This is a genomic window from Pseudonocardia spirodelae (assembly GCF_037727765.1).
Classification (GTDB): domain Bacteria; phylum Actinomycetota; class Actinomycetes; order Mycobacteriales; family Pseudonocardiaceae; genus Pseudonocardia; species Pseudonocardia spirodelae.
The window spans coordinates 481,703-507,462 of the sequence record NZ_JBBJUP010000001.1 but is presented as its reverse complement, the minus strand read 5'-3'; the positions used below and the strand labels follow the sequence as shown (position 1 = coordinate 507,462).

Sequence of the window (25,760 nt, the reverse complement as noted above, 5' to 3'; positions counted from 1 at the left end):
CCGTCGGTGCTGCTCAGCCGGCCCAGCGGTGCGGGTTCGCCCGCTGCACGCTCGCGCGCAGGGCGGCGACGGCGCGGCCCGGGTCCTCGGCGCCGTAGACGGCCGAGCCCGCGACGAAGCAGTCGACGCCGGCCTCGGCGGCCTGCTCGATCGTGTCGGCGTTGATGCCGCCGTCGATCTCGACGATCAGCTTCAGGTGACCGGTGTCGACCAGGCGGCGCGCCGTGCGGACCTTGTCGAGGACCTCGGGGATGAAGCTCTGCCCGCCGAAGCCGGGCTCGACGCTCATCACCAGCAGCGTGTCGTAGTGGCGCAGCACCTCGACGTAGGGATCCAGCGGGGTGCCCGGCTTGATCGACAGCCCGGCGAGGGCGCCCGCGGCCCGCAGGTTCCCGGCGAGCTTCACCGGGTCGCGCGCGGCCTCGACGTGCACGGTCACGTTCGCCGCGCCGGCCTCGGCGTAGCCGGGGGCCCACCGGTCCGGGTCGTCGATCATGAGGTGGCAGTCGAGCGGGATGTCGGTCGCGGCGCGCAGGCTCTGCACGACGGGCAGGCCGAGGGTCAGGTTCGGCACGAAGTGCGCGTCCATGACGTCGACGTGCAGCCAGTCCGCGCCGGGCTCGTCGGTGCCGCGGGCGCCGACGGCGGCGGCCTCCTCCGCGAGCCGGGCGAAGTCGGCCGAGAGGATGCTGGGCGCGATCATCGGGTGCACGCCGAGCAGGCTACTTCCCGGGCCATGCGTGACCCCGCACGCGTCCGCGAGGGACGGCTCACACCCCGCCGCGCTCACCCGAGCGGGCGGCGCAGCAGGGTGAGGAACATCGCGTCGGTGCCGTGCCGGTGCGGCCAGAGCTGCACGGTGGGGCCGTCGCCCAGGTGGGGCATCCCCTCGGGCAGGTGGGCGCGGGCGTCGAGCTGCTCGACCGGGCCGGCGGGTCCGGGCCGTCCCTCGCGGCCGACGATGCGCCCGACGACGCCCGCGGTCTCCGACAGGTGCGGCGAGCAGGTGACGTAGGCGACGACGCCGCCGGGGCGGACGTGGCGCAGTGCCGCGAGCAGCAGCTCGCGCTGGAGCCGGGTCAGCGTGGCGATGTCCTCGGGGCGGCGGCGCCAGCGGGCCTCGGGACGACGGCGCAGCGCGCCGAGCCCGGTGCAGGGCGCGTCGACCAGGACGCGGTCGTAGACCCCGTCGGGCAGCGGCGCCTCGCGGCCGTCGGCGACGTGGACGGTCACCGGCAGCTCACCGGTGACGCGGCGGACGAGCTCGGCGCGGTGCTCGCTGGGCTCGACGGCGTCGAGCGTGCCGCCCCGGGCGGCGACGAGCCCGCCGAGCAGCGACGCCTTGCCGCCGGGCCCGGAGCACAGGTCGAGCCAGCGGCCGGTGTCCTCGCCCTCCGGCTCGGCGCGGGCCAGCGCGGCGGCGACGAGCTGGCTGCCCTCGTCCTGCACGATCGCGAGCCCCTCGGCGACGGCGTCGAGCTCGGCGACGTCGCCGCTGCCGGGCTCGAGGTGCACCCCGTAGGGCGAGTACGGCGCCTGCTCGCCCCCGGTGGCCAGGGCCAGCTCCTCGGCCGAGATCTCCCCGGGGCGGGCGAGCAGGTGGACGCGCGGCCGGGCGTCGTCGGCGGCGAGGGCGGCGGTGAGCTCCTCGCCGGTCTCGCCGAGTGCGTCGGCGAAGGCCTGGGCGATCCAGCGCGGGTGGGCGTGGCGCAGCGCGGCGTCGCCGACGGGGTCCTGCGCCGGGTCCGGGGCGAGCCGGTCGAGCCACTCGGCCTCGGTGTGCTCGCCGATGCGGCGCAGCACGGCGTTGACGAACCCGGCCGACTGCGAGCCGTGATCGCCGCGGACCAGCTCGACGCAGGTCGTGACGGCGGCGTGGTCGGGCACCCGGGTGCGCAGCAGCTGGTAGGTGCCCAGGCGCAGCGCGTCGAGCAGCGGGTGCTCGATCTTGGACAGCGGCCGGTCGGTGCAGGCGTCGATGACGGCGTCGAGCAGGCCCTGCGCGCGCAGGGTGCCGTAGCCGAGCTCGGTGGCCAGCGCGGCGTCGCGGTCGCGCAGGCGGTGGCGGCGCAGGATGCCGGGCAGGGCGAGGTTGGCGTAGGCGTCGCGCTCGCGGACGGCGGTCAGCAGGTCGTAGGCGGCCTGCCGGGCCGGGTCGACGGCCGGCGGCCTGCCGGGTCCGACGCGGCCGCGGGGCGGGCCGGAGTGGCGGGGGCCGGAGGTCCGCTCGCGGCGCGGGCCGCGGTCGGTCCGGTCGCGCCGGTCGCCCCCGCGCGGACCCCGGTCGTCACGGGGCCGGTCGTCACGGGGCCGGTCGTCTCGCGGGCGGTCGTCACGCGGGCGGTCGTCGCGGCGGGGGCGGTCGCGGAACGGGCGCTCCTCGCGTGTCCGTCCGGAACGGTCGTCGCGGTCGCGGTGGGGACGGTCGCCGCGGGGGCGGTCGTCGCGCCGGGGGCGGTCGTCGCGCCGGGGGCGGTCGTCGCGCCGGGGGCGGTCCCCGCGGTCCGCGCCGTCGCGGCGGCGGTCGGGGCGGGCGACGTCGCCGCCGGAGCGCGAGTGGCTGGGCCGGTCGGCGCCGGGCCGGCCGCCCCCGCCCCGGTCGTCGGAGCGCCGGTCGTCGGAGCGGGCGCCCCAGCCGGATCCGGTGCGGTCCCGGTGCGGCCGGTCCCCACCCGAGCGGTCCCGGAACGGCCGGTCCCCGCCGCGTCGCTCACCGCGGTCCGCGCCGCGCGGCGCGCCGCCCCGGTCGCGTCCACGGTCGTCGCGGCCCCGGGAGTCCCGGGAGTCGCGGTCGCGGTTCCCGCGGCCGCGGTCGTCGCGGTCCCGGTCGGGTCGGGGGTCCTGCTCGCTCACGTGGTTCTCCTCGGCGGTCGGCCGCCGCGGCCGGGGTGCGGCCGTCGTCAGGGGTGGGAGGTCGGGGTGGCGCGGGGCGCCGGGTCAGGTCAGGTGCTCCCCGGCCCCGATCCGGGCGCCGCGGGCCCAGTCGGGCGCGGGCATGAGCCGCTTGCCCTTGGGCTGCACCTGCCCGAGCTCGACGGGCACCGTCGCCGTCCCGGCCAGCACCCGGCGGCGCTCGACGCGCAGCTCCCCCGGCGCGAGGTCGACCTCGCCGGTGCGCAGCGGGCGGACCGGGCCGAGGCCGAGGCGCTCGTCGCGGAACACGCACCACGCCCCCGGCTCGGGCGTCACCGAGCGGACCAGCCGGTCCAGCGCGGCGGCGGGACCGGTGACGTCGGCGCGGGCGTCGGCGGTGGTGACCTTCGGGGCGAGCGAGACGCCCTCGGCGGGCTGCGGCACGGCGGTGACGGTGCCCTCGGCGATGCCGTCGAGGGTCGCGGCCAGCAGCCGCGCGCCGGACTCGGCGAGGCGGCCCAGCAGGTCGCCCGCGGTGTCGGTCGCGCCGACGGCCTCGGTCACCACGCCGTAGGTGGGGCCGGTGTCCATGCCCTCCTCGAGGCGGAACGTGGTCGCGCCGGTGACGTCGTCGCCGTGCCGGAGCGCGGCCTGGACCGGGGCGGCCCCGCGCCAGGCGGGCAGCAGCGAGAAGTGCAGGTTGACCCAGCCGTGGACGGGCACGTCCAGCACCGGCCGCGGCAGCAGCGCCCCGTAGGCGACGACCGGGGCGCAGTCCGGCGCGAGCTCGCGCAGCGCCGCCAGGAACTCCGGGTCCGACGCCCGCGCCGGGGTCAGCACCGGGACGCCTGCGGCGTCGGCGAGCTCCCCGACCGGGGACCGGGTCAGCTTCCGCCCCCGCCCGGCGGGGGCGTCGGGCCGGGTCACGACGGCGACGACCTCGTGCTGCGGGTGCTCGAGCAGCACCCGCAGCGACGGCACCGCGGGCTGCGGGGTGCCCGCGAACAGCAGCCTCATCGGGCCTTGCCGAACATCGGGTGCGGGCTGACCTTGACCACCGGATCGGCGTCGCCGAACCAGGTCGCCTCGCGGATCTCGCGCATCGCGAGCTTGCGGGTCTCGGCGTCGAGCCGGTCGATGAACAGCACGCCGTCGAGGTGGTCGGTCTCGTGCTGGATGGCCCGCGCGAGCAGCGCGGACCCCTCGACGACCTGCGGCTCGCCGTGCACGTCCCACCCGCGGGCGACGACGTGCAGCTTGCGCCGGCAGTCCCAGCCCAGCCCGGGGATGGACAGGCAGCCCTCCATGCCGAACTGCTCGTCCTCGCCGACGGCCTCCCAGGTGGGGTTCACCAGGTGCCCGGAGAAGCCGTCGCAGTCGAAGACGAACACCCGCTTGCCGACGCCGATCTGCGGCGCGGCCAGGCCGGCGCCGCCCTCGTCGTGCATGGTGTCGGTCAGGTCGGTGACGAGCTTGCGCAGCTCCGCGTCGAAGTCGGTGACCTCGGTGGCGCGGGTGCGCAGGACGGGGTCGCCGAACAGCCGGACGGGCTGGATGGGCACGGGGGTTCCCCTCACGGCGGTGGTCGGATGATCGGCGCTCCATTGTGCCACTGGGCACCGCCGCGGCCCCGGGGCGGTTCAGTCGATCTCGTCGGGGTCCAGGCGCACCCGCACCGTCTCCGGCGCCTTGCGGGCGGTGCGCACGGCCTGGGCGTCGTGCAGGGCGCGGGCCAGGTCGCGCCCGGCGCGGCGGGGGACGCGCAGCAGCGCGCGCTCGCGGACCTCGTCCGGGGCGCCGGGGCGGTCCGGGGGGTCGATCTCGACCGGGCCGAGCAGCTCGACGCCCTCGGGCGGGGCCGGGTCGGCCCGGCCGTCGCCGAGCACGGCGTCGCAGATCTCGGCGACGGCCGCGGGCGGGCCCTCCACCGCGGCCATCCGGACCGCGGGCGGGAACCCGACCTCGGCGCGTTCGGCGAGCTCGGACTCCGCGTGCCCGGCCGGGTCCCAGCGCACCAGTGCCTGCACCGTGGGCACTCCGGAGTCGGCGACGACCACGACCCGCCCGCCGTCGGTGTGCGGCACGACCCCGGCGGCCGCGGCGAACCAGCGGCGCAGCGTCTCCTCGGCGACGCGCAGGTCGGGCCGGGCGAGCATGGCCCAGCCGTCGAGCAGCAGCGCGGCCCCGTACCCGGCGCCGCCGCCGGTGACGGCCGGCTCGGCGCCGGGGGTCGCGACGACCAGTGCCGGCCCGGCCGGGACCTCGTCGAGGACCTCGGTGCCGCCGCCGGAGCTGCGCACGGCCACCCCGGGGAACGCCCGGCCCAGCTCCTCGGCGGTGCGCCCGGCGCCGATCACCCCGGCCCGCAGCCGCCGCGAGCCGCAGTGCCCGCAGCGGAACGCGGGCTCCGCGCGCCCGCACCAGCGGCAGGCGGGCAGCGCGCCGCCCTCGCGGTCGTCGCCACCCGAGCGCGGCAGCCCCAGCGGTCCGGCGCAGTGCCGGCAGCGGGCCGCGTCGCGGCAGGACGCGCACGCCAGGAACGGCAGGTACCCCGAGCGGGGCACCTGCACCAGCACCGGCCGCCCCGCGGCGAGCGCGGCGCGGGCGGCCTCGAACGCGACGCCGGGGACGCGGGCGGCGCGGGCCACCGGGTCGCGCACGAGCTGGGTGTCGGACTCCCCGATCGCGGTGACCCGCGGCATCCGGGCCCGCACGGTCGCGCGGTCGGCGACGATCGGGCTGGCCCACCGGCTCTCCAGCAGCACCTGGGCCTCCGCGGTGCGGGCGAACCCGGCGACGAGCAGCGCCGCGCCCTCGCGGTGCGCGCGCAGCACCAGCACGTCACGGACCTGCGGGTAGGGCGCGCGGGGCTCGGAGTGGGAGTCGTCCCCGTCGTCCCAGACGGCGAGCAGCCCCAGCTCGTCCAGCGGGGCGAAGGCCGCCGAGCGGGTGCCGACGACGACCCGCACGCTCCCCCGCCGTACGGCCAGCCAGCGCCGGTAGCGCTCGGCCGGGCCGAGCTCGGCGGTCAGCGCGACGACGCCGTCCTCCCCGAGCAGCGCCGCGCAGGCCGCGTGCAGGCGGGTGACGTCGCGCTGGTCGGGCACCACGAGCAGCGCCGAGCGGCCCGCGGCCCGGGTGGTCGCGGCGGCCTCGGCGAGCCGGGCGGCCCAGTCCTCGCCGGGCAGCGCCTGCCAGACGGCGTGCGCGGCCCGCCCGCCCCCGAGCGCGTCGAGGAACGCGCCGCCGCGCGGGTAGGTCTCCCAGCCGGCGCGGTCCGGCGCGACGGGGTCGGGTGCGGTGCGCTCGCGGGGCGTCTCGGACTCGACGCGGGCGTGCCGGGCGGGCACGGCCAGGCGCAGGACGTCGGCGAGCACGCCGGCGTAGCGGTCGGCGACGGCACGGGCGAGCCCGGCGACCCGGTCGGTGAGCACCGGCTCGGGCGAGACGACCTTGTCGACCCAGGCCAGCTTCCCGCCGTGCGCGGTGTCGCCGGCGCGCTCGAGCAGGAAGCCGTCGACCATCCGGCCGGCGAAGCGGACCCGCACCCGCACGCCGGGTGCGGCGGCGTCGTCGAGGTGGGTGGGGATCCGGTAGTCGAAGGTGCGGTCCAGGTGCGGCAGCGCGACGTCGACCACCACCCGTGCGACCGGCAGCGCCGCGGCCGGCTGCCACTCCCCCCGGTTGCGCCCGGGACGGCGGGCGCGGGCCGGGGTACGCGGAGTGCTCACGCCGAGGGTCTACCACGCGGGCCCGACGGCCCCCGGAGACGGCCGTGGCCGGGACCGCGGTGCGGTCCCGGCCACGATCGGTGGACGTGCGCGCTCAGCCGCCGGCGACGGACTTGAGCGCGTCGGCGCGGGAGGTGTCCTCCCAGGGCAGCTCGACGTCGGTGCGGCCGAAGTGGCCGTACGCGGCGGTCGGGCCGTAGATCGGGCGGAGCAGCTTCAGGTCGCGGATGATCGCGGCCGGGCGCAGGTCGAAGACCTCCTCGATGGCGGCCTGGATCCGCGCCGGGTCGACGTTCTCGGTGCCGAAGGTCTCGACGAACAGCCCGACCGGGGCGGCCTTGCCGATCGCGTAGGCGACCTGGACCTCGATGCGCCCGGCGAGCCCGGCGGCCACGGCGTTCTTCGCGACCCAGCGCATGGCGTAGGCGGCGGAGCGGTCGACCTTCGACGGGTCCTTGCCGGAGAAGGCGCCGCCGCCGTGGCGGGCCATGCCGCCGTAGGTGTCGACGATGATCTTGCGGCCGGTGAGGCCCGCGTCGCCCATCGGGCCGCCGAGCACGAAGCGGCCGGTCGGGTTGACCAGCAGCCGCGGCTGCGACGGGTCCCAGCCCAGCGCCTCGACCTCGGGGGTCACGACGTGGCGGAGGATGTCCGGGGTGAGCATGCCGTCGAGGTCGACGTCGGCGGCGTGCTGCGAGGACAGGACGACGGTGTCGAGGCGGACCGGCTTGTCGCCGTCGTACTCGATGGTGACCTGGGTCTTCCCGTCGGCACGCAGGTAGGGCAGCGTGCCGTTCTTGCGGACCTCGGTCAGCCGGCGCGACAGGCGGTGCGCCAGCGCGATCGGCAGCGGCATCAGCTCGGGGGTGTCCTCGCAGGCGTAGCCGAACATCAGGCCCTGGTCGCCGGCGCCCTGCTTGGCGATCTCGTCCTCGGCGGACTCGACGCGCTTCTCGTAAGCGGTGTCGACGCCCTGCGCGATGTCCGGGGACTGCGCGCCGATCGCGATGTTGACCCCGCAGGACGCGCCGTCGAAGCCCTTCGCGGAGGAGTCGTAGCCGATCTCGAGGATCTTGTCCCGGACCAGCTGCGGGATCTCGACGTAGGCGCCCGTGGTGACCTCGCCGGCGACGTGCACCTGGCCGGTGGTCACCATCGTCTCGACGGCGACGCGGCTGCTCGGGTCCTGCGCCAGCATCGCGTCGAGGATCGTGTCGCTGATGGCGTCACAGATCTTGTCCGGGTGGCCCTCGGTGACCGACTCGCTGGTGAACAGACGGCGGCTCGTGTTGGACACGCGCTGAATCTCCATCCCGTTGGTACTTCTCCGCTCCGGCGCGGCGACCCCGCCACGCTCGCTCGGGCGCCCGGTCACGATCGCAGGCGCCCCTCGGCGAGCACACTAGTCGAACCCCGACGCCCGTACGGGACCGCACAGGACGGAACTCACACACGGAGCGTAGTCGTCGCCGGATCAGTAGCTACGCAGTGTCGCCGGATGGGGTGATTGACCCTCCGCTCACGAATCGAAAGGGCGGCTGCTCGTTGGTCGGGACAACGCCCCGCACGCCCCGCGGGGTCGCCCACGAACTGATCCGCACGGCGGTGTGACCGCCCGCGGCACGGAGGTTGTTCCACCATGAAGCCGAACTCGCGACGCGTCGCCGCCGGCATCGGCGCACTGGCCGTGGCCGGCGTCGCCATCACCGGGATCGTCGCCGGCACCGCGTCGGCCGCCGGCACCGGCACCTGCACCCAGAGCGTGAACGTGCGCTCCGAGCCCGAGACGGACGCGCCGATCGTCGGCGTGTGCGAGCGCGGCGAGTCCACCTCGACCGGCGGGACCGAGAACGGTTTCGTCGAGCTGCCCGAGTACGGCGGCTGGGCGATGTCGGACTACGTCTCCACCTCGGGCAGCGAGTCGTCGGACTCCTCGGAGGACTCGCTCACCCCGAGCAGCTCGGAGCGTTCGGCGCCGTCGACCTCGAGCCCGTCGACGTCCTCGCCGTCCACCTCGGGCAGCCGGTCCGCGACGCCGTCGACCTCGTCGCCGCGCTCGACCGGCTCGTCGGACGAGGGCTCGGACGAGGGATCGCGCGAGGGCTCCGGCTCGGAGCGCTCGGCCGAGCCGACCTCGGCCACCGACTCGTTCTTCGACGACTGAGCGGTCCCGGTCCGCGACGAGGGGCCCGCACCGGATCACCGGTGCGGGCCCCTCGTCGTGTGCGGGAGCGGCGTGTCCTCAGCCCAGCCGCGGGGTGACGGCGTCCCAGATGCGGGACGCGAGCAGCGCCTTCGAGCCGAACGGCAGCTCGGTCTCACCGCCGTCGCGGGCGAGCAGCCAGCCGGCGTTGTCCGCGGTCTCGAACGCCTTGCCGTCCCCGACCGCGTTGACGACCAGCAGGTCGCAGCCCTTGCGGGCGAGCTTGGCCCGGCCGTGGTGCAGGACGTCGCCGTCGGCGTCCCCGGTCTCGGCGGCGAACCCGACGACGACCTGGCCGGGCCGCGGCGGGTCGGCGACCAGCCCGGCGAGGATGTCGGGGTTCTGCACCAGGCGCAGCGCTGCCGGCTCCGCGCTGCCCCGCTTGATCTTGTCGACGGCCGTGTCGACCGGCCGGAAGTCGGCGACGGCCGCGGCCATGACGACGGCGTCGGCGTCGGCGGCCGCGTCCCGTACCGCGGCCTCCATCGCGACGGCCGTGCCCGCGGGCACGACGTGCACCCCGGCCGGAGCGCTCAGGTCGGCGGTGTGCCCGGCGACGAGCGTCACCCGCGCGCCGCGCTGCGCGGCGACCCGGGCCAGCGCCCAGCCCTGCCGGCCCGACGAGCGGTTGCCGAGGAAGCGCACCGGGTCGAGGTCCTCCCGCGTCCCGCCCGCACTGACGACGACGTGGCGGCCCTGCAGGTCGCGCGGCAGCGCGTCGGGGCGCTCCAGCAGCAGCCGGGCCAGGTCGACGATCTCGGCGGGGTCGGGCAGCCGCCCCTTGCCGGTGTCGGCGCCGGTGAGCCGCCCGGAGGCGGGCTCCAGGACGACGGTCCCGCGCGAGCGCAGCAGCGCGACGTTGTCGACGGTCGCGGGGTGCTCCCACATCTCGGTGTGCATCGCGGGGGCGAGCACGACCGGGCAGCGCGCGGTCAGCAGCGCGGCGGTGAGCAGGTCGTCGGATCGGCCGTGCGCGAGACGGGCCATGAGGTCCGCCGTCGCAGGGGCCACGACGACCAGGTCCGCGCCCTGGCCGAGGGCCACGTGCGGCACCTCGTGGACGTCGGAGAACACGCCGGTGGCGACCGGGCGGCCGGACAGCGCCTCGAACGTCGCGGCGCCCACGAACCGCAGTGCGGCCTCGGTGGGGATCACCCGGACCGCGTGGCCGGACTCGGTGAGGCGGCGCAGCACCTCGGCACTCTTGTAGGCGGCGATGCCGCCGGAGACGCCGAGGAGCACCTCGGGTGCAGCCATCGGCGGGGTCTTACTCGCCCTCGGTGTGCTCGAGCATCCCGGACTGGATCTCGCGCATCGCGATCGAGAGCGGCTTCTCGCGCGGGCCCGGCTCGACGAGCGGGCCGACGTACTCCAGCAGGCCCTCGCCGAGCTGGGAGTAGTAGTCGTTGATCTGCCGGGCGCGCTTGGCCGCGTAGATGACCAGCGCGTACTTCGAGCTGACCTGACCGAGCAGGTCGTCGATCGGCGGGTAGGTGATGCCCTCGGGGGCGGTGGAGGTGCCGGTGGGCGTGCTCACGTACTGATCTCCTGAACGACGAGGGGGACCGGGCGCGGTCACACGGGGCCGCGGTCGACCGCCAATGCTACCAACCGGCCGATCACGGCCTGCAGGTCGTCGTTCACGACGACCTCGTCGAACTCGTCGCGGGCGTCCATCTCCTCGATGGCGGTGCGCAGCCGGCGCTGCCGCTGCTCGGGGGTGTCGGTGCCGCGGTCGGTGAGCCGGCGGGCCAGCTCCTCCATCGACGGCGGCGCGACGAACACCGTCACGGCCTCGGGGAGCACCCGCTTCACCGAGCGGGCGCCCTGCAGGTCGACCTCGACGAGGACCGGGCGGCCGTCGCCGAGCGCCTGCTCGACGGGCCGGGCCGGCGTGCCGGAGCGCTGCAGCCCGCCGTGCACCTCGGCCCACTCGAGCAGCTCGCCGCGCTCGATGAGCGCGTCGAACTCCTCGCGGGACACGAAGCGGTAGTCACGGCCGTCCACCTCCCCCGGCCGGGCGGGCCGGGTGGTGGCGGACACGCTGAACAGCAGCTCCGGCAGCGCTTCGCGCAGTCCCGCGACGACGCTGCTCTTGCCCACCCCGGAGGGCCCGGCCAGCACGAGCAGCCGCCCGCGGGCGGGGCCGGTCCGGCCGGAGGACATGACGGAGGAGGTGTCGGTCACGGGAACGCGCTCGGGGTCAGCTCGGGTAGCGCTCGAGCAGCGCCTTGCGCTGGCGGTCGCCGAGGCCGCGCAGGCGGCGGCTGGTGGCGATCTCCAGATCCTCCATGATCTGCTGCGCGCGCACCTTGCCGACGTTCGGCAGGGCCTCGAGCAGCGCGGAGACCTTCATCTTGCCGAGGACCTCGTCGGTCTCGGCCTGCTTCAGCACCTCCTCGAGGGTGGTGCCGCCGCGCTTGAGGCGGTCCTTCAGCTCGGCCCGGGCCCGGCGCGCGGCCGCAGCCTTCTCCAGCGCGGCGGCGCGCTGTTCCTCGGTCAGCTGGGGAAGGGCCACGGTGGTTCCTCCGTACTTCCTGTGTCGTTCACGTCGTTCTCGCCGCCGTGATCCCGGCTCGCGCCGGGGGCGTCGCGTCAGCGATCGGGTGGTGGGTCGCACCGACCCGTCCGGGGGACGTCCCCGGCTCCGTATTCGAACGTACCCACGCCGTCCACGGGGGCGTCAATGGGGGTCCCACCTCCGGTTTCGGCGATCGGGAGGTGATCAACGGCACGCTGTTCGAACCGCCGCGCGGGTGCCGTCCGGCTACCCCGTACGGCGGGTCGCCGCACTACCGGGTGGCGCAGGGCCCGGTCGGGGCGCCGGTGGGCACGCCGGATCGGCCTCCCGGTGCGCCGGGTGCCGCACGGGTGCACCCGGCGCCCCCGGCGGACCGCCCGACGCACCCCGCCGGCTCGCTCCCAGGGGAACCCTCGGGGCTTAGAGGGCAACGAGAGTGCCCCTGGGAGCACCCCGGAGGGCGCTCCTTCGGGGCGAGGTCCCCCCGGGGGACGGGGCCGGGTCAGTGCGAGCCCGCGGCGGCCGAGGCCAGCTCCCCGCTCAGGGCCAGGGCCGCGTCGCGCAGCGCGCCGGCGTCGGGGCCGGCCCGCAGCACCCCGCGCGCGGACACCGGGAGCACGTGCCCCGCGGTCCCGGCGAAGCGCGAGACGACCTCGGCCGGCGTCGCGCCCTGCGCCCCCAGCCCGGGCACGAGGACCGGGCCGTGCAGCGCGGACAGGTCGAGCCCGTGGTCGTGCGTACCGCCGACGACCACCCCCACCGCACCCGACAGCGTCGCGGCGTTACGGGCGGCGGCGTCGTCCACGACGGACTGCGCCACGCTGCCCGCACCGCCGGGGGCGGTCGCGAGCTGCACCGTCGCACCCTCCGGGTTGGAGGTGCGGGCCAGCACGAACACCCCGCGGCCGGCCTCGTCGGCCGCGGTGAGCGCGGGCTCCAGCGACCCGAACCCCAGGTAGGGCGACAGGGTCAGCGCGTCCGCACCCAGCGGGGCACCGACGCGCAGGTAGGCGTCGGCGTAGCCGTCCATCGTGGACCCGATGTCACCGCGCTTGGCGTCGAGCAGGGTCAGCGTGCCGCTGCCCTCGTAGCCGGCGAGCAGCGACTCCAGCACCGCGACGCCGCGCGCGCCGTGCCGCTCGAAGAACGCCGACTGCGGCTTGACCACCGACACCGTCCCGGCGAACGCGGCGTGGCAGCGCTCGGCGAAGGCGGCGAGACCGTCGGCGTCGTCGGTCAGCCCCCACCCGGCGAGCAGTGCCGGGTGGGGGTCGATGCCGACGCACAGCGGTCCGTGCGCGGCGACGGCGGCGTCGAGCCGCTCGCCGAAGCTCACGCCTTCGCCCGCAGCGCCGCGTGGGCCTGCTGCAGCGACCGCACGCCGAGCCCGCCCGAGGCCAGCGCCTCGATGCCCTGCACCGCGGCCGCGGCGCCCTGCACCGTGGTGATGCACGGCACCCCGCGCGAGACGGCGGCGGCGCGGATCTCGTAGCCGTCGACGCGCGGGCCGGGGTTGCCGACCGGGGTGTTGACGATGAGGTCGACGTCACCGGCGAGGATCGTGTCAACGACCGTGGGCGTGTCCGGACCGGAGCCCTCGCTGTGCTTGCGCACCACGGTGACGTCGATCCCGTTGCGGCGCAGCATCTCCGCCGTTCCCTCGGTGGCGAGGACCTGGAACCCGATGTCGGCGAGGCGGCGGATCGGGAACACCATCGCCCGCTTGTCGCGGTCGGCGATCGAGACGAACACCGTCCCCGACGTCGGCAGCGAGCCGTAGGCGGCGGACTGGGACTTGGCGAAGGCCGGGCCGAACGCGGCGTCGAAGCCCATGACCTCGCCGGTCGACTTCATCTCCGGGCCGAGCAGCGGGTCGACGCCCTGGCCTGCGGTGTTGCGGAACCGGTTGAACGGCAGCACCGCCTCCTTGACCGCGACCGGGGAGTCGGCCGGCAGCGCGCCGCCGTCGCCCTGCGCCGGGAGCAGTCCCTCGGCGCGCAGGTCGGCGATCGTGGCGCCGAGCATGATCCGGGCCGCGGCCTTGGCCAGCGGGACCGAGGTGGCCTTGGACACGAACGGCACCGTCCGCGACGCCCGCGGGTTGGCCTCCAGCACGTAGAGCACGTCGCCGTGCAGCGCGTACTGCACGTTGAGCAGCCCGCGGACGCCGACGCCGTGCGCGATGGCGGCGGTGGCCTCGCGGACCTTCGCCAGCACCGAGGAGCCCAGCGTGATCGGCGGCAGGGTGCACGAGGAGTCCCCGGAGTGCACCCCGGCCTCCTCGATGTGCTCCATGACCCCGCCGAGGTAGACCTGCTCGCCGTCGCACAGGGCGTCGACGTCGATCTCGATGGCGTCGTCGAGGAACTTGTCGACCAGCACCGGGCGGTCCGGCGAGATCGTGGTGGCGCGGGCGATGTAGCCGGCCAGCGTCGCCTCGTCGTAGACGATCTCCATGCCGCGCCCGCCGAGCACGTAGGACGGGCGGACCAGGACCGGGTAGCCGATCCGCGTCGCGATCTCGCGGGCGCCCTCGAACGAGGTGGCGGTGCCGAACTCCGGCGCGGGCAGCCCGGCCTTGCGCAGCACCTCCCCGAACGCACCGCGGTCCTCGGCCAGGTCGATCGCCGCGGCCGAGGTCCCGACCACGGGCACGCCGGCGTCGGTCAGGCGCTGCGCGAGCCCCAGCGGGGTCTGCCCGCCGAGCTGCACGACGACGCCGGCGACCGTGCCGGACTGCTGCTCGGCGTGCACGACCTCGAGGACGTCCTCGAAGGTCAGCGGCTCGAAGTACAGCCGGTCCGCGGTGTCGTAGTCAGTGGAGACGGTCTCGGGGTTGCAGTTGACCATCACGGTCTCGAACCCGGCGGCGCGCAGCGCCATGACCGCGTGCACGCACGAGTAGTCGAACTCGATGCCCTGCCCGATGCGGTTCGGGCCGGAGCCGAGGATGAGCACCTTCGGCTTCTCGGTCTGCGGGGCGATCTCCGACTCCGCCGCGGGGTCGGTCTCGTAGGCCGAGTAGTGGTAGGGCGTCTTCGCGGCGAACTCGGCGGCGCAGGTGTCGACGGTCTTGTAGACCGGCCGGATGCCGAGCCGGTGGCGCAGCGCGCGCACCCCGTCCTCGCCGGCGAACTCGGGCCGGACGGCGGCGAGCTGGCGGTCGGACAGGCCGTGCCGCTTGGCCTTGCGCAGCAGGTCGGCGTCGAGGACCGGGGCGGCCTCGAGCTCGGCGCGGATCTCGCCGAGCAGCGCGATCTGGTCGACGAACCACGGGTCGATGCCGGAGGCCTTGGCGACGTCGTCGACCGACTGGCCCGTGCGCAGCGCGCGCTCGACCTCGTAGATGCGCCCGTCGACGGGCACGGTGTAGGTGGGCTCGCCCTCGGGGTCCGGTGCGGTCCAGAACCCGGCGCGCGCCCGCTCCATCGAGCGCAGCGCCTTGCCCAGCGCCTCCGGGAACGACCGGCCCAGCGCCATGGCCTCGCCGACGGACTTCATGGTCGTCGTCAGCTCGGGGTCGGCGCCGGGGAACTTCTCGAAGGCGAAGCGCGGGATCTTCACCGCGACGTAGTCCAGCGACGGCTCGAACGCGGCGATGGTCTCGCCGGTGATGTCGTTGCGGATCTCGTCGAGGGTGTAGCCGACGGCCAGGCGCGCCGCGATCTTGGCGATCGGGAAGCCGGTGGCCTTCGACGCGAGCGCCGAGGAGCGCGACACGCGCGGGTTCATCTCGATCACGACCAGGCGCCCGGTCTCGGGGTGGATCGCGAACTGGATGTTGCAGCCGCCGGTGTCGACCCCGACCGCGCGCAGCACGGCGATGCCGACGTCGCGCATGTGCTGGTACTCGCGGTCGGTCAGCGTCATCGCCGGGGCGACGGTGATCGAGTCACCGGTGTGCACGCCCATCGGGTCGATGTTCTCGATGGAGCAGATGACGACCACGTTGTCGTGGTGGTCGCGCATGAGCTCCAGCTCGTACTCCTTCCAGCCCAGCACCGACTCCTCGATGAGGACCTCGGTCACCGGGGAGGCGGCGAGCCCGGCGCCGGCGAGGCGCTCCAGGTCCTCGGCCGAGTGCGCCATGCCCGAGCCGAGCCCGCCCATGGTGAACGACGGCCGGATCACCACCGGCAGCCCGAGCTCGCCGGCGGCCTCGCGGACCTCCTCCATGGAGTGGCAGACCCGCGAGCGGGGCACGTCGCCGCCCACGCCGATGACGATGTCCTTGAACTTGAGCCGGTCCTCGCCGCGCTCGATGGCGTCGACGTCGGCGCCGATCAACTCGACGCCGTAGCGCTCCAGGACGCCGTTCTCGTGCAGGGCGATGGCGGTGTTCAGCGCGGTCTGCCCGCCCAGCGTCGCGAGGATCGCGTCCGGGCGCTCGGCGGCGATGACCTTCTCGACGAACTCCGGGGTGATCGGCTCGACGTAGGTCGCGTCGGCGAACTCCGGGTCGGTCATGATCGTCGCCGGGTTGGAGTTCACCAGCGAGACGCGGATGCCCTCGGCCTGCAGGACGCGGCAGGCCTGGGTGCCGGAGTAGTCGAACTCGCAGGCCTGGCCGATGACGATCGGGCCGGAGCCGATCACCATCACGTGGGAGATGTCGTCGCGGCGGGGCATCAGTGGTCCTCCTGCCGGGCCTGGTCGTGGTGGTCCGGGTGCTGCGTGGTGGGTGGGGTTCCGGGCGGCGGCGGCCAGGGCCGGTCGTCGACCGGGCGGGCGCGGCCGGTGACCGGGTCGGCCCCGCGGTCGTCGCCGTCGGGGTCGGCGTCCGGGTCGGCGGTGGCGCCGGGGTGCGCGGCGACGCCGCCGTCGCGGCGCAGGGCGTTCTCGACGTCAGAGAACGGCGCGGTCAGCGGGTCCGGGACGCCCGGCCGGGCGACGGCGGGCATCCGCCCGGTCGGCGGCTCGGTCGCGTCACCGGCCCGCGTCGCCGGGCTCCCCGCGGGCGGGGTCACCGGCAGGCGGGTGGTGTGCTCGTCGGCCGGGACGTGCGGGCCCTCCGGGCTGCCCGGCTCGAACGGCGCCGTCCGTGCCGGCGACGGCGACGGCGCCTGCTGCGGGGAGGCGGAGGGCGCCGGGGACGGGGCGGGCGGCGTGGGCCGCAGGTCCACCGAGGGCGCGGCGGTCGCGGTCGGCGGGGTGGCCGGGGCGGGCTGATCCGTCATCGCCGGGGCCGTGCCGTCGCCGCGGCCGGTGGCCGCGTCCGGGGTGTCGGTGCCGGAGACGTCGGAGGCGTCAGAGGCGTCGGGCAGGTCCTCGGGCTGCGGGTAGGCGGCCGCCTGCGCGCCGTCCGGCCGCTGTCCGGCGACGCCCGCGTAGCCCACCGGGTGGTCGGTCATGAGCTGCACGAACCGGTCGAACAGGTCGGCGGCGTCGTGCGGGCCGGCCGCGGCCTCGGGGTGGTACTGCACCGAGAACGCCGGGAAGTCCAGCCCGGCCATGCCCTCGACGGTGCCGTCGTTGGGGCAGGTGTGGGTGACCTGCGCGCGGCCGTAGGGGGTGCCGAACTCCTCGCCCGCCTGCCCGGCGACGGCGAAGCCGTGGTTCTGCGAGGTGATCGCGATCCGGCCGGTGGCGTGCTCGACGACCGGGATGTTCACGCCGCGGTGGCCGTAGCGCAGCTTGTAGGTGTCGCGGCCCAGCGCGCGGCCGAGGATCTGGTTGCCGAAGCAGATCCCGAACAGCGGGATGCGCCGCTCCAGGACCTGACGGGCCAGCGCGACCGGGCCGTCGGCGGTGGCCGGGTCACCCGGGCCGTTGGCCAGGAAGAAGCCGTCCGGGCGCAGCGACTCGACGGTCTCGATGGTGCTCGACGCGGGCAGCACGTGGACCTCGATGCCGCGCGCGGCCATCATCCGCGGGGTGTTGAACTTGATGCCGACGTCCAGCGCGGCGACCACGAAGCGCCGCTCCCCCACCGCGGGGACGACGTAGGTCTCGGCCGTGGTGACGGCGCCGTAGAGGTCGGCGCCCTCCATCTGCGGGGACTGCGTCACCCGCTCGACGAGCTCGTCGTCGGGGGCCAGCGCGTCGCCGGAGAAGATCCCGGCGCGCATCGCGCCGCGCTCGCGCAGGTGGCGAACCGCGGCGCGGGTGTCGATCCCCGCGACGCCGACGACGCCCTGGGCGCGCAGCGCGTCCTCCAGCGTGCCGGTGGCCCGCCAGTTCGACGGACGCCGGGCCGGGTCGCGCACGACGTAGCCGGCGACCTGGATGCCGGAGGACTCGTCGTCCTCGTCGTTCCAGCCGGTGTTGCCGATCTGCGGCGCGGTCTGCAGCACGATCTGGCGGTGGTACGACGGGTCGGTGAGGGTCTCCTGGTAGCCGGTCATCGCCGTGGTGAACACGGCCTCGCCCAGGGTCTGCCCGGTGGCGCCGTAGGCCTCACCGCGGAAGATCCGCCCGTCCTCGAGAACCAAAAGCGCGGTCACTGCACAACCTTCCCGTCCTGCGCGGTGATGCGTCCCCGCAACACCGTCGCGACCACCGTTGCGGGCAGCCGCATTCCCTCGTACGGCGTGTTCGCCGCCTTGCTCGCCAGCTCCGCACCGCGGACCGTCCAGACCCCGTCCGGGTCGACCAGCGCGAACGTCGCCGGCTCCCCCTCCGCGATCGGACGGCCCTGGTCGGGCAGGTTCCCGATCTCCGCGGGGCGCTCGGAGAGCACCCGCGCGACGCCGTGCCAGTCCAGCAGGCCCGGCTCGACCATGGTCTCGACCAGCACCGACAGTGCGGTCTGCAACCCCAGCATGCCCGGCTTCGCCGCCTGCCACTCGGTGTCCTTGTACTGCGCGGCGTGCGGGGCGTGGTCGGTCGCGACGGCGTCGATCACGCCCTCGGCCAGCGCCTCGCGCATCGCCCGGGTGTCCTCGGCGGTGCGCAGCGGCGGGTTGACCTTGTTCACCGGGTCGTAGCTCGACAGCCGCGAGTCGGTGAGCAGCAGGTGGTGCGGGGTGACCTCGGCCGAGACGCGCACGCCCTGGGCCTTCGCGGCGCGCAGCACGTCGATGGTGCGGGCGCTGGAGATGTGGCAGACGTGCAGCCGGGCACCGGCCTCGCGGGCCAGCGCGCAGTCGCGGGCGACGATCGTCTCCTCCGCGGTGGCGGGCCACCCGGCGAGCCCGAGCCGCGCGGCGGCGGCCCCCTCGTGGGCCTGCGCGCCGCCGGTGAGGCGGTGGTCCTCGGCGTGCTGGGCGATGACGACGTCCAGCGCGGAGGCGTACTCCAGCGCGCGGCGCATGATGAGCGGGTCGTTCACGCAGCGGCCGTCGTCGGAGAACATCCGCACGCCCGCGCGGGAGGCGGCCATCGTGCCGAGCTCGGCGAGCTGGGTGCCCTCCAGGCCGACCGTGACGGCGCCGACCGGGTGGACGTCGACCAGGCCGACCTCCTCGGCGCGGCGCCGGACGTGCTCGACGACGACGTCGGAGTCGGCGACCGGGCTCGTGTTCGGCATCGCGAAGACGGCGGTGAACCCGCCCAGCGCGGCCGCGCGCGAGCCGGTCTCGATCGTCTCGGACTCCTCGCCGCCGGGCTCGCGCAGGTGCACGTGCAGGTCGACGAAACCGGGCAGCAGGACCGCGCCGCGCGCGTCGAGCACCTCGGTGCCCTCGGGCGCGGTCAGGCCGGTCCCGATCGAGCGCACGACACCGTCGGCGACGAGCACGTCGACCGGGTCCCCGCCGTAGGGCCGTACGTCGGTGATCAGCAGGTTCACTGTGAGGCTCCCGCGAGCAGGTGGTAGAGGACGGCCATCCGCACGTGCACACCGTTGCGCACCTGGGCCAGGACGGCGGAGTTCGGGGCGTCGGCGACCGCGGGGGCGATCTCCATGCCGCGGATCATCGGGCCGGGGTGCAGGACCACGGCGTGCTCGCCGAGCAGCCGCGCGCGGTCCTCCGAGAGCCCGTAGCGCACGGCGTACTCCCGGGCGGAGGGGAAGAAGCCGCCGTGCATGCGCTCGGCCTGCACGCGCAGCATCATCACCGCGTCCAGGCCGGGCAGCTCGGCGTCGAGCTCGTGGGACACCCGGCACGGCCAGGACTCGACGCCGGTCGGCAGCAGGGTCGGCGGCGCGACGAGCACGACCTCGGCGCCGAGCGTGGCGAGCAGCAGCACGTTGGAGCGGGCGACGCGCGAGTGCAGGACGTCGCCGACGATCCCGATCCGGCGCCCGGCGATCCCGCCGAGCCGGTCGCGCAGGGTCGCCGCGTCGAGCAGCGCCTGGGTGGGGTGCTCGTGGGTGCCGTCGCCGGCGTTGACGATCGCGGTCGCGGTGCCGGTGGCCGCGCGGTCGGCGTCCACCCAGTGCGCCAGCCGGTGCGCCGACCCCGAGGCGGGATGGCGCACGACCACGCAGTCCGCGCCCATCGAGGACAGCGTCAGCGCGGTGTCGCGCAGCGACTCGCCCTTGGACACCGACGACCCGGACGCGGACACGTTGACGGTGTCCGCGCTCATCCACTTGCCGGCGATCTCGAACGACACCCGGGTGCGGGTGGAGTTCTCGTAGAACATCGTGATGACGGTGCGCCCGCGCAGCGTCGGGAGCTTGCGGACCTCGCGGCCCAGCAGCGCCTCGCGCAGCCGGTCGGAGGTGTCGAGCAGCGCGGTGGCCTCGCTCGCGTCGAGGTCGGCGACCGAGAGCAGGTGCCTCACGAACCCTCCCCCTGGGTGATCCACACGCCGTCCCCGCCGTCGATCTCGGTGAGCGAGACGAGGATCTGCTCCGAGCGCGAGGTCGGGACGTTCTTGCCGACGTAGTCCGCCCGGATCGGCAGCTCGCGGTGCCCGCGGTCGACCAGGACGGCGAGCTGCACCGCCCGCGGGCGGCCCTCGTCGCGCAGGGCGTCGAGCGCGGCGCGGGTGGTGCGGCCGGACATCAGGACGTCGTCGACGAGCACGACCAGCCGGTCGTCGACGCCGCCCTCGGGCATCGCGGTGGACTCCAGCGCGCGGGCCGGGCCGCGGCGCAGGTCGTCGCGATAGAGGGTGGCGTCGACCGAGCCGACCGCCGGGGCGGCACCGGCGAACTCGGTGATTGCGGCGGCGAGCCGGTGGGCGAGGTGCACGCCGCGGGTCGGGACGCCCAGCAGCACGAGCCCGGACGGGTCCTCGGCGCTGAAGGCGGTCTTCTCGATGATCTGGTGCGCGATGCGCGCGACGGTGCGGGTGACGTCGGCGGCGGACAGCAGCTCCCGTGCGGGCTGCTGCGCGTCGGCGTCCCCGCGGCGGTTCTGCGCCACGAGGTGGTCTCCTTCCCCGCCTCACCGGACGGGTTTTAAAGGACGGTCGTGCAGGTGCTGCGCGCCAACCTAGCAACTCCGCCGCTGCGGGCGCCGCCCGACCGCGCCGCGTCACACGCGAGCCGCGCCACAGCGTCGTCACCCGATCGAGGTCACGCTTACGTCACGATGCGCAGTGGCCGGCGTGCGCCGCGCAACGCCCCATGCGATACCCGGTTCTGCCCATGCGCACCCACAGGAGCGGGTGGTGGGGTGGCCGTCCCGCACCCTGCGCTACCGCTGACGAGGGACGCGCACTGCCCCGTTCGTGTGGGAAACCGCTCGTCAACCCCCCGAGCAGGGGGTGGAACTTGACCGCGCCGGACCGGACCCGGAAGATTACTCTCCGTATCAATCAGCAAGCGTGCAGCAGCGCCGCGACTCGCGGGACGGCCGGGACACCGGCTCCGCGCGGGAGCTGCCGCCCCGAACGGGACCACCCACAGGGGCGACGACGCGGCAGGCGCGACGACGGACCGGACCACCGCCGGTGACCGGCCGCTCCGGCCACCGGCACGGACCGTGGAGGGACGAGGGGATCGATGGGCGACTACGCCAAGGCGCTCGGGGGCAAGCTCCGGGCGATCAGGCAGCAACAGGGGCTGTCGCTGCACGGCGTCGAGCAGAAGTCGGGCGGGCGCTGGAAGGCGGTCGTCGTCGGCTCCTACGAGCGCGGTGACCGCGCCGTCACCGTGCAGAAGCTGGCCGAGCTGGCCGACTTCTACGGCGTCCCGGTGGCCGAGCTGCTCCCCGAGGGGCGCATCCCGTCGGGCAGCGAGCCCGCCACCAAGATTGTGATCAACCTGGAGCGGCTGCAGCAGCTCCCCGCGGACAAGGTGGGCCCGCTGGCCCGCTACGCCGCGGCCATCCAGAGCCAGCGCGGCGACTACAACGGCAAGGTGCTCTCCATCCGTGCCGAGGACCTGCGCTCGCTCGCGATCATCTACGACATGTCCCCCGGCGAGCTGACCGACCAGCTCATCGACTGGGGAGTGCTCCCGCCCGAGGCCCGTCCCGGGCAGCACGTGGGATGATCCGACCCGCCGGCCGCGTCCCAGGGGAAGGGTGACGCGACCGGCACGGTGGCGGCCGGGGTTCGCACAGTCCCCCGGCCGCCGCCCCCACCCCGCGGGCAGGGCGGCGCCGTCGCGCACGCCGGGTACGGCCGTCCGGGGATCGGTCCGGTGCCGCGGCCCGGGCCGGGGCGTCACCGCCCCACCGGCCCGGTGGGCACGTCCGCTACAGCGTGGCGCGCAGGTGCTCGGCGATGTCGGAGATCTGCCCCAGCACGCCGTTGACGTAGCGCGGGGAGTCGTCGGTCGACAGCGTCCGGGCCAGCTCGACGGCCTCGGTGATCGCCACCGGGTCGTCGACGTCGTCGACCCACAGCAGCTCGTACACCCCGATCCGCAGCAGGCCGCGGTCCACGGCCGGCATGCGGTCGACGTCCCACCCCTCGGCGTGCTCGGCGATCAGCTGGTCGATGCGCTCGCGGTGGGTGGCGACACCCTCGACGAGCCGGACCGCGTAGTCCTGCACGGGCGGCGCGTCGTCGGTCTCGCGCCGGGCCGTGAGCATCTCGAGTGCCGGGACCTCACGGGCCTCGGCCTCGAACAGGATGTCCAGGGCCCGCTTGCGGGCCTTGGTGCGTGCGCGCACCTCAGCTCACGCGGCCGAGGTAACGGCCGTCCCGGGTGTCGACCTTGACCTTGGTGCCGCTCTCCAGGAACAGCGGGACCTGGATCTCGGCGCCGGTCTCCAGCGTGGCGGGCTTGGTGCCGCCGGTGGAGCGGTCGCCCTGCAGGCCCGGGTCGGTGTGGGAGATGACGAGCTCGACCGAGGTCGGGAGCTCGATGAACAGCGGCTCGCCCTCGTGCAGCGACACCTGGGCGCCGGCGTTCTCCAGCAGGTACTTCGCGGCGTCGCCGACGGCCTTCTCCGAGATCGGGATCTGCTCGTAGGTGTCGCCGTCCATGAACACGAAGTCGGCGCCGTCGCGGTAGAGGTAGGTCATGTCGCGACGGTCGACCGTCGCGGTGTCGACCTTGGTGCCCGCGTTGAAGGTCCTGTCGACGACCTTGCCGGACATGACGTTCTTCAGCGTGGTGCGGACGAACGCCCCGCCCTTGCCGGGCTTGACGTGCTGGAACGCCGTCACGGTCCACAGCTGGCCCTCGATGTTGAGGACCAGGCCGTTCTTCAGGTCGTTCGTGGTCGCCACGTGCGCGCTCTCCTGCTCGGTTCCCGGGATTCGTGCCCTGACAGGGTACCGGGACCGCCTCGACCAGCCTGTTCCGGGCCGTCGCCGGCGGGGGTGACTGTCAGGATGGGCACGTGACGACAGGGGGGACCGGGAGCGTGGCGGTACGAGTGGTGGTGGCCGACGACCAGGCCGTGGTGCGCGCCGGGCTGCGCGCGGTGCTGGCCGCGGCACCGGACATCGAGGTGGTCGGCGAGGCGGGCGACGGCGCCGTGGCCGCCGAGCTGGCCGAGTCGCTGCGGCCCGACGTGGTGCTGATGGACGTGCGGATGCCCGGCACCGACGGGATCGAGGGGACCCGCCGGATCCGGGCGCTGCGCGAGCCCGGCATCCGGGTGCTGGTCGTGACCACCTTCGACCTCGACCGCCACGTCTACGACGCGCTGCGCGCGGGCGCCTCGGGGTTCGTCCTGAAGGACGTCGAGCCCGAGGACCTGCAGGTCGCGGTGCGCACGGTGCACGCCGGCCACGAGCTGTTCGCGCCGTCGGTCACCCGGCGGCTGGTCGGGTCGTTCGTCCCCGCCGACCCGGCACCGGACGCCGGGCCGACGGGCACGCTGACCGAGCGCGAGCGCGAGGTGCTGGGCCTGGTCGCGGCCGGGCTGTCGAACGCGGAGATCGCCGCCCGGCTGGTGCTGGGCGGCACCACGGTCAAGACGCACGTGTCCAACCTGCTGACCAAGCTCGACCTGCGCGACCGGGTGCAGCTCGTCGTGTTCGCCTACGAGCACGGACTGGTGGGGGCGGCCGGTGGCGAGGGCTGAGCCCGCCCCGGCCGCGCCGCCGGTCCCGCTGCCCGGCACCCGCGCCGGGGACCTGGCGCTGGCCGCGTTCGCGCTGCTGCTGGTCGCGCAGGAGAACGCGACGGCGCTGACGATCGCCGGCTCGGTCGCCGGGCTCGACCCGCTGCTGCGCGGCCCCGCGGCGTGGGTCGTGGGCGGGGCGCTGGCCCTGGCGATGGCCGCCGTCGTGCTGTGGCGCCGGTTCCACCCGCGCCGGGTGCTCGTCGCCGTCGCCGTCCTCGCGGCGCTGTCGGTGCTGCTGGTCGGCGGGTTCGCGAGCCTGCTGTGGCCGATCGCGGCGTTCGCGGTGGCCCGCGCGCCGCAGCGCCGGGCCGCCGCGGCGATCGGCTGGATCGCCGTCACCTACCTGCTGGCGGCCGCGGTCGCCGCGACACCGCGAGCCGTCGGCGCGGAGGCCGTCGGGACGCGGGTCGGCGCCCTGGTCGGGATGTCGCTGACCGTCGTCCCGCTGCTGGTCGTCGCGACCGTCGCCGGGCGCTGGAGCCGCGCGGCCGCGCTGCGGGCGGACGCGGAGCGGGCCGAGACCGACCGGCTGCGCCGCGCCGCCGCGCTCGACTCGGAGCGGGCGCGCATCGCCGAGGAGATCGGCGGCGGGGTGCTCGCGGGCCTGCGCGAGCTCGTCGGCCGCGCCGGGGCGCTGCCCGCGGCCGGCGCCGCCGTCACCGAGTCCGAGCTGCGCGCGGTCCGCGACCGGGCCCGCTCGGTGCTCGCCGCGATGCGCCGGGTGCTGGGCGTGCTGCGCTCCCCCACCGGCGACGAGCACCGTCCCCCGCCGGACCCTCCGGTGCGCCGGGTGCCGCGCCGCGCCGGGCGGGTCCCGCTGCCCGACCGCGCCGGGCTGGCCGCGCTCGCCGCCTTCGTCGTCCCCGCGCTGGCCCTCGGCGTGCTCGTCGCCCCGCTGCGGGGCGAGGCGACCGGGCAGCCGGTCGTCGACGGGTACCTGGGCCTGCTGCAGCTGCCGGTCGGCTCGGCCGCCGCGGCGGCCGTCGTCGCCGTCCAGTTCGCCACCGTCGCCTGGTGGCGGACGGCCCCGGTGCCCGCGCTGCTGGTGTCGGGGCTCGGCTCGTGCGCGGCGTCGCTGCTCGGCGGGTCGAACATGTTCGCCGAGGGCGGCTGGACGCTGCTGGTGTGGGGCGCCGCGACGCACTCCCCGGTCGCGGTCTCGGCCGTCGCGGCGCTGCTGTCCACCGGCGCGGTCGTGACCGGCGGCCTGTTCAGCGGGATCTGGGTGCGCCTGGGCTACCCGCCGGGCGTCGCGGTCGTCAGCTTCCTGGCGATGCTCCCGCTGTGGGCGGCCGGGGTCGCGGTGCGCCGCCACCGCCTCGACACCGACCGCCGCCGTCGCGACCTCGCCGACGCCGGGGACCGCGACGCGCTCGCCCGCGAACGGCTGCGCGTGGCCCGCGAGCTGCACGACGTCGTCGCCCACCACGTCTCCGCGATCGCCGTGCAGGCCGGCGCCGCCCGGCTGGCCACCGACCCGGCCGCGCGCGCCGAGGCGCTCGGGCACATCGGCGACTCCGCCGAGCGGGTCGCCGGGGCGCTGCCGGAGCTGGCCTCGCTCACCCCGGACCCGCGCGGCACCGACCTGTCCCCCGCCGGGGTGGACGGGCTGGTCGCGCCCTCGCGCACGGCGGGGCTGCCGCTGGCGGTCCGGGTGACCGGCACGCCCGCGGCGAGCCCCGGGGAGGCGGAGCTGTTCGCGCGGCGCATCGTCACCGAGGCGCTGACCAACACGCTGCGCCACGCCGGGCCGACGCCGACCCGGGTGCACGTCGAGCACCGGCCCGACGCCGTCGCCGTCGAGGTCGCCGACGACGGTCCGGTCCCGGGCCACCGGGCGGACCCGGCCGGTTCCGGGCTGGGGCTGGTCGGGATGCGGGAACGGGTGGCGCTGCTGGGCGGGGACCTGCACACCGGCGGCGACGGCGGCGGCTGGACGGTGCGCGCCGTGCTGCCGCGCACGCCGCTCGTCCGCGAGGACGACCCGGCCGCCCCCGCGATCTCGTCCTGCGCGCCGATCCGCACACCCCCGCCCGGGACCTAGCGTCGTTCCCGCCCGCCGGGACGGGCAGGAACGGAGGACGGGTGCG

General features: G+C 75.9%; 20 protein-coding genes and 2 pseudogenes. 4 read left to right on the top strand and 18 right to left on the bottom strand.

Going from position 1 to position 25,760, the window contains the following annotated elements:
• Positions 1 to 13: 13 nt before the first annotated feature.
• The 6 genes and pseudogenes from rpe to metK form a co-directional block, all read right to left on the bottom strand.
• Positions 14 to 703 carry a ribulose-phosphate 3-epimerase gene (rpe, locus tag WJX68_RS02280; protein ID WP_340285884.1) on the bottom strand — a complete coding sequence of 230 codons (690 nt, stop codon included), beginning with the start codon at positions 701 to 703 and terminating at the stop codon, positions 14 to 16.
• Between the two features lie 83 nt (positions 704 to 786).
• Positions 787 to 2,238, bottom strand: a pseudogene (locus WJX68_RS02275) (RsmB/NOP family class I SAM-dependent RNA methyltransferase); the annotation flags it as partial.
• Between the two features lie 699 nt (positions 2,239 to 2,937).
• A complete protein-coding gene (fmt, locus tag WJX68_RS02270; RefSeq protein WP_340285861.1) occupies positions 2,938 to 3,870 on the bottom strand; it encodes a methionyl-tRNA formyltransferase in 933 nt (310 codons plus the stop codon).
• Positions 3,867 to 4,415: a peptide deformylase gene (gene def, locus WJX68_RS02265; protein WP_340285860.1), complete on the bottom strand. Its 549-nt coding sequence runs from the start codon at positions 4,413 to 4,415 to the stop codon at positions 3,867 to 3,869. The genes fmt and def overlap by 4 nt, the downstream gene beginning before the upstream one ends.
• 78 nt (positions 4,416 to 4,493) lie before the next feature.
• A complete protein-coding gene (locus tag WJX68_RS02260) occupies positions 4,494 to 6,584 on the bottom strand; it encodes a primosomal protein N' (protein ID WP_340285859.1) in 2,091 nt (696 codons plus the stop codon).
• A 94-nt stretch (positions 6,585 to 6,678) separates the two neighbouring features.
• Positions 6,679 to 7,881: a methionine adenosyltransferase gene (gene metK / locus WJX68_RS02255; RefSeq protein ID WP_422785631.1), complete on the bottom strand. Its 1,203-nt coding sequence runs from the start codon at positions 7,879 to 7,881 to the stop codon at positions 6,679 to 6,681.
• 342 nt (positions 7,882 to 8,223) lie between these two features.
• Here metK and WJX68_RS02250 point away from each other — a divergent pair, with 342 nt between their 5' ends.
• Positions 8,224 to 8,748: an SH3 domain-containing protein gene (locus WJX68_RS02250; protein ID WP_340285857.1), complete on the top strand. Its 525-nt coding sequence runs from the start codon at positions 8,224 to 8,226 to the stop codon at positions 8,746 to 8,748.
• A gap of 78 nt (positions 8,749 to 8,826) precedes the next feature.
• Here WJX68_RS02250 and coaBC read toward each other — a convergent pair whose 3' ends face one another.
• The 10 genes and pseudogenes from coaBC to pyrR all read right to left on the bottom strand — a co-directional run bounded on the left by coaBC (position 8,827) and on the right by pyrR (position 20,565).
• Positions 8,827 to 10,044, bottom strand: a complete 1,218-nt coding sequence (gene coaBC, locus WJX68_RS02245; protein WP_340285856.1) for a bifunctional phosphopantothenoylcysteine decarboxylase/phosphopantothenate--cysteine ligase CoaBC — start codon at positions 10,042 to 10,044, stop codon at positions 8,827 to 8,829.
• 10 nt (positions 10,045 to 10,054) lie between these two features.
• On the bottom strand, positions 10,055 to 10,324 hold the full coding sequence (gene rpoZ, locus WJX68_RS02240; protein ID WP_340285855.1) for a DNA-directed RNA polymerase subunit omega: 270 nt from the start codon (positions 10,322 to 10,324) through the stop codon (positions 10,055 to 10,057).
• A 38-nt stretch (positions 10,325 to 10,362) separates the two neighbouring features.
• Positions 10,363 to 10,974: a guanylate kinase gene (gmk, locus tag WJX68_RS02235; RefSeq protein ID WP_479692286.1), complete on the bottom strand. Its 612-nt coding sequence runs from the start codon at positions 10,972 to 10,974 to the stop codon at positions 10,363 to 10,365.
• A gap of 16 nt (positions 10,975 to 10,990) precedes the next feature.
• Positions 10,991 to 11,305: an integration host factor, actinobacterial type gene (gene mihF / locus WJX68_RS02230; protein WP_340285854.1), complete on the bottom strand. Its 315-nt coding sequence runs from the start codon at positions 11,303 to 11,305 to the stop codon at positions 10,991 to 10,993.
• 505 nt (positions 11,306 to 11,810) lie between these two features.
• Positions 11,811 to 12,644 (bottom strand): orotidine-5'-phosphate decarboxylase, encoded by an 834-nt coding sequence (gene pyrF / locus WJX68_RS02225; protein WP_340285853.1) that lies wholly within the window; start codon positions 12,642 to 12,644, stop codon positions 11,811 to 11,813.
• Positions 12,641 to 15,937, bottom strand: a complete 3,297-nt coding sequence (gene carB, locus WJX68_RS02220; RefSeq protein WP_340285852.1) for a carbamoyl-phosphate synthase large subunit — start codon at positions 15,935 to 15,937, stop codon at positions 12,641 to 12,643. Before carB ends, pyrF begins: the two co-directional genes overlap by 4 nt.
• Before the next feature lie 719 nt (positions 15,938 to 16,656).
• Positions 16,657 to 17,751 (bottom strand): annotated as a pseudogene (carA, locus tag WJX68_RS02215) (glutamine-hydrolyzing carbamoyl-phosphate synthase small subunit); the annotation flags it as partial.
• Positions 17,748 to 19,037, bottom strand: a complete 1,290-nt coding sequence (locus WJX68_RS02210) for a dihydroorotase (RefSeq protein ID WP_340285851.1) — start codon at positions 19,035 to 19,037, stop codon at positions 17,748 to 17,750. The pseudogene carA and the gene WJX68_RS02210, both read right to left, overlap by 4 nt.
• Positions 19,034 to 19,978, bottom strand: a complete 945-nt coding sequence (locus WJX68_RS02205) for an aspartate carbamoyltransferase catalytic subunit (protein WP_340285850.1) — start codon at positions 19,976 to 19,978, stop codon at positions 19,034 to 19,036. Before WJX68_RS02205 ends, WJX68_RS02210 begins: the two co-directional genes overlap by 4 nt.
• A complete protein-coding gene (gene pyrR / locus WJX68_RS02200) occupies positions 19,975 to 20,565 on the bottom strand; it encodes a bifunctional pyr operon transcriptional regulator/uracil phosphoribosyltransferase PyrR (protein WP_340285849.1) in 591 nt (196 codons plus the stop codon). The genes WJX68_RS02205 and pyrR overlap by 4 nt, the downstream gene beginning before the upstream one ends.
• A 581-nt stretch (positions 20,566 to 21,146) precedes the next feature.
• Between pyrR and bldD the strand changes: the two genes are divergently transcribed.
• Positions 21,147 to 21,638 (top strand): transcriptional regulator BldD, encoded by a 492-nt coding sequence (gene bldD / locus WJX68_RS02195; RefSeq protein ID WP_020625790.1) that lies wholly within the window; start codon positions 21,147 to 21,149, stop codon positions 21,636 to 21,638.
• A gap of 205 nt (positions 21,639 to 21,843) precedes the next feature.
• Here bldD and nusB read toward each other — a convergent pair whose 3' ends face one another.
• Positions 21,844 to 22,263, bottom strand: a complete 420-nt coding sequence (gene nusB, locus WJX68_RS02190; protein ID WP_340285844.1) for a transcription antitermination factor NusB — start codon at positions 22,261 to 22,263, stop codon at positions 21,844 to 21,846.
• 1 nt (position 22,264) lies between these two features.
• Complete coding sequence (gene efp, locus WJX68_RS02185; RefSeq protein WP_340285843.1) at positions 22,265 to 22,825, bottom strand: elongation factor P; 561 nt, start codon at positions 22,823 to 22,825, stop codon at positions 22,265 to 22,267.
• Positions 22,826 to 22,962: 137 nt separating this feature from the next.
• On the opposite strand from efp, the gene WJX68_RS02180 reads away from it, so the two are divergent.
• Positions 22,963 to 23,628, top strand: a complete 666-nt coding sequence (locus WJX68_RS02180) for a response regulator (RefSeq protein WP_340285841.1) — start codon at positions 22,963 to 22,965, stop codon at positions 23,626 to 23,628.
• A complete protein-coding gene (locus WJX68_RS02175) occupies positions 23,615 to 25,714 on the top strand; it encodes a sensor histidine kinase (RefSeq protein ID WP_340285840.1) in 2,100 nt (699 codons plus the stop codon). Before WJX68_RS02180 ends, WJX68_RS02175 begins: the two co-directional genes overlap by 14 nt.
• The last annotated feature ends 46 nt before the right edge of the window (positions 25,715 to 25,760 follow it).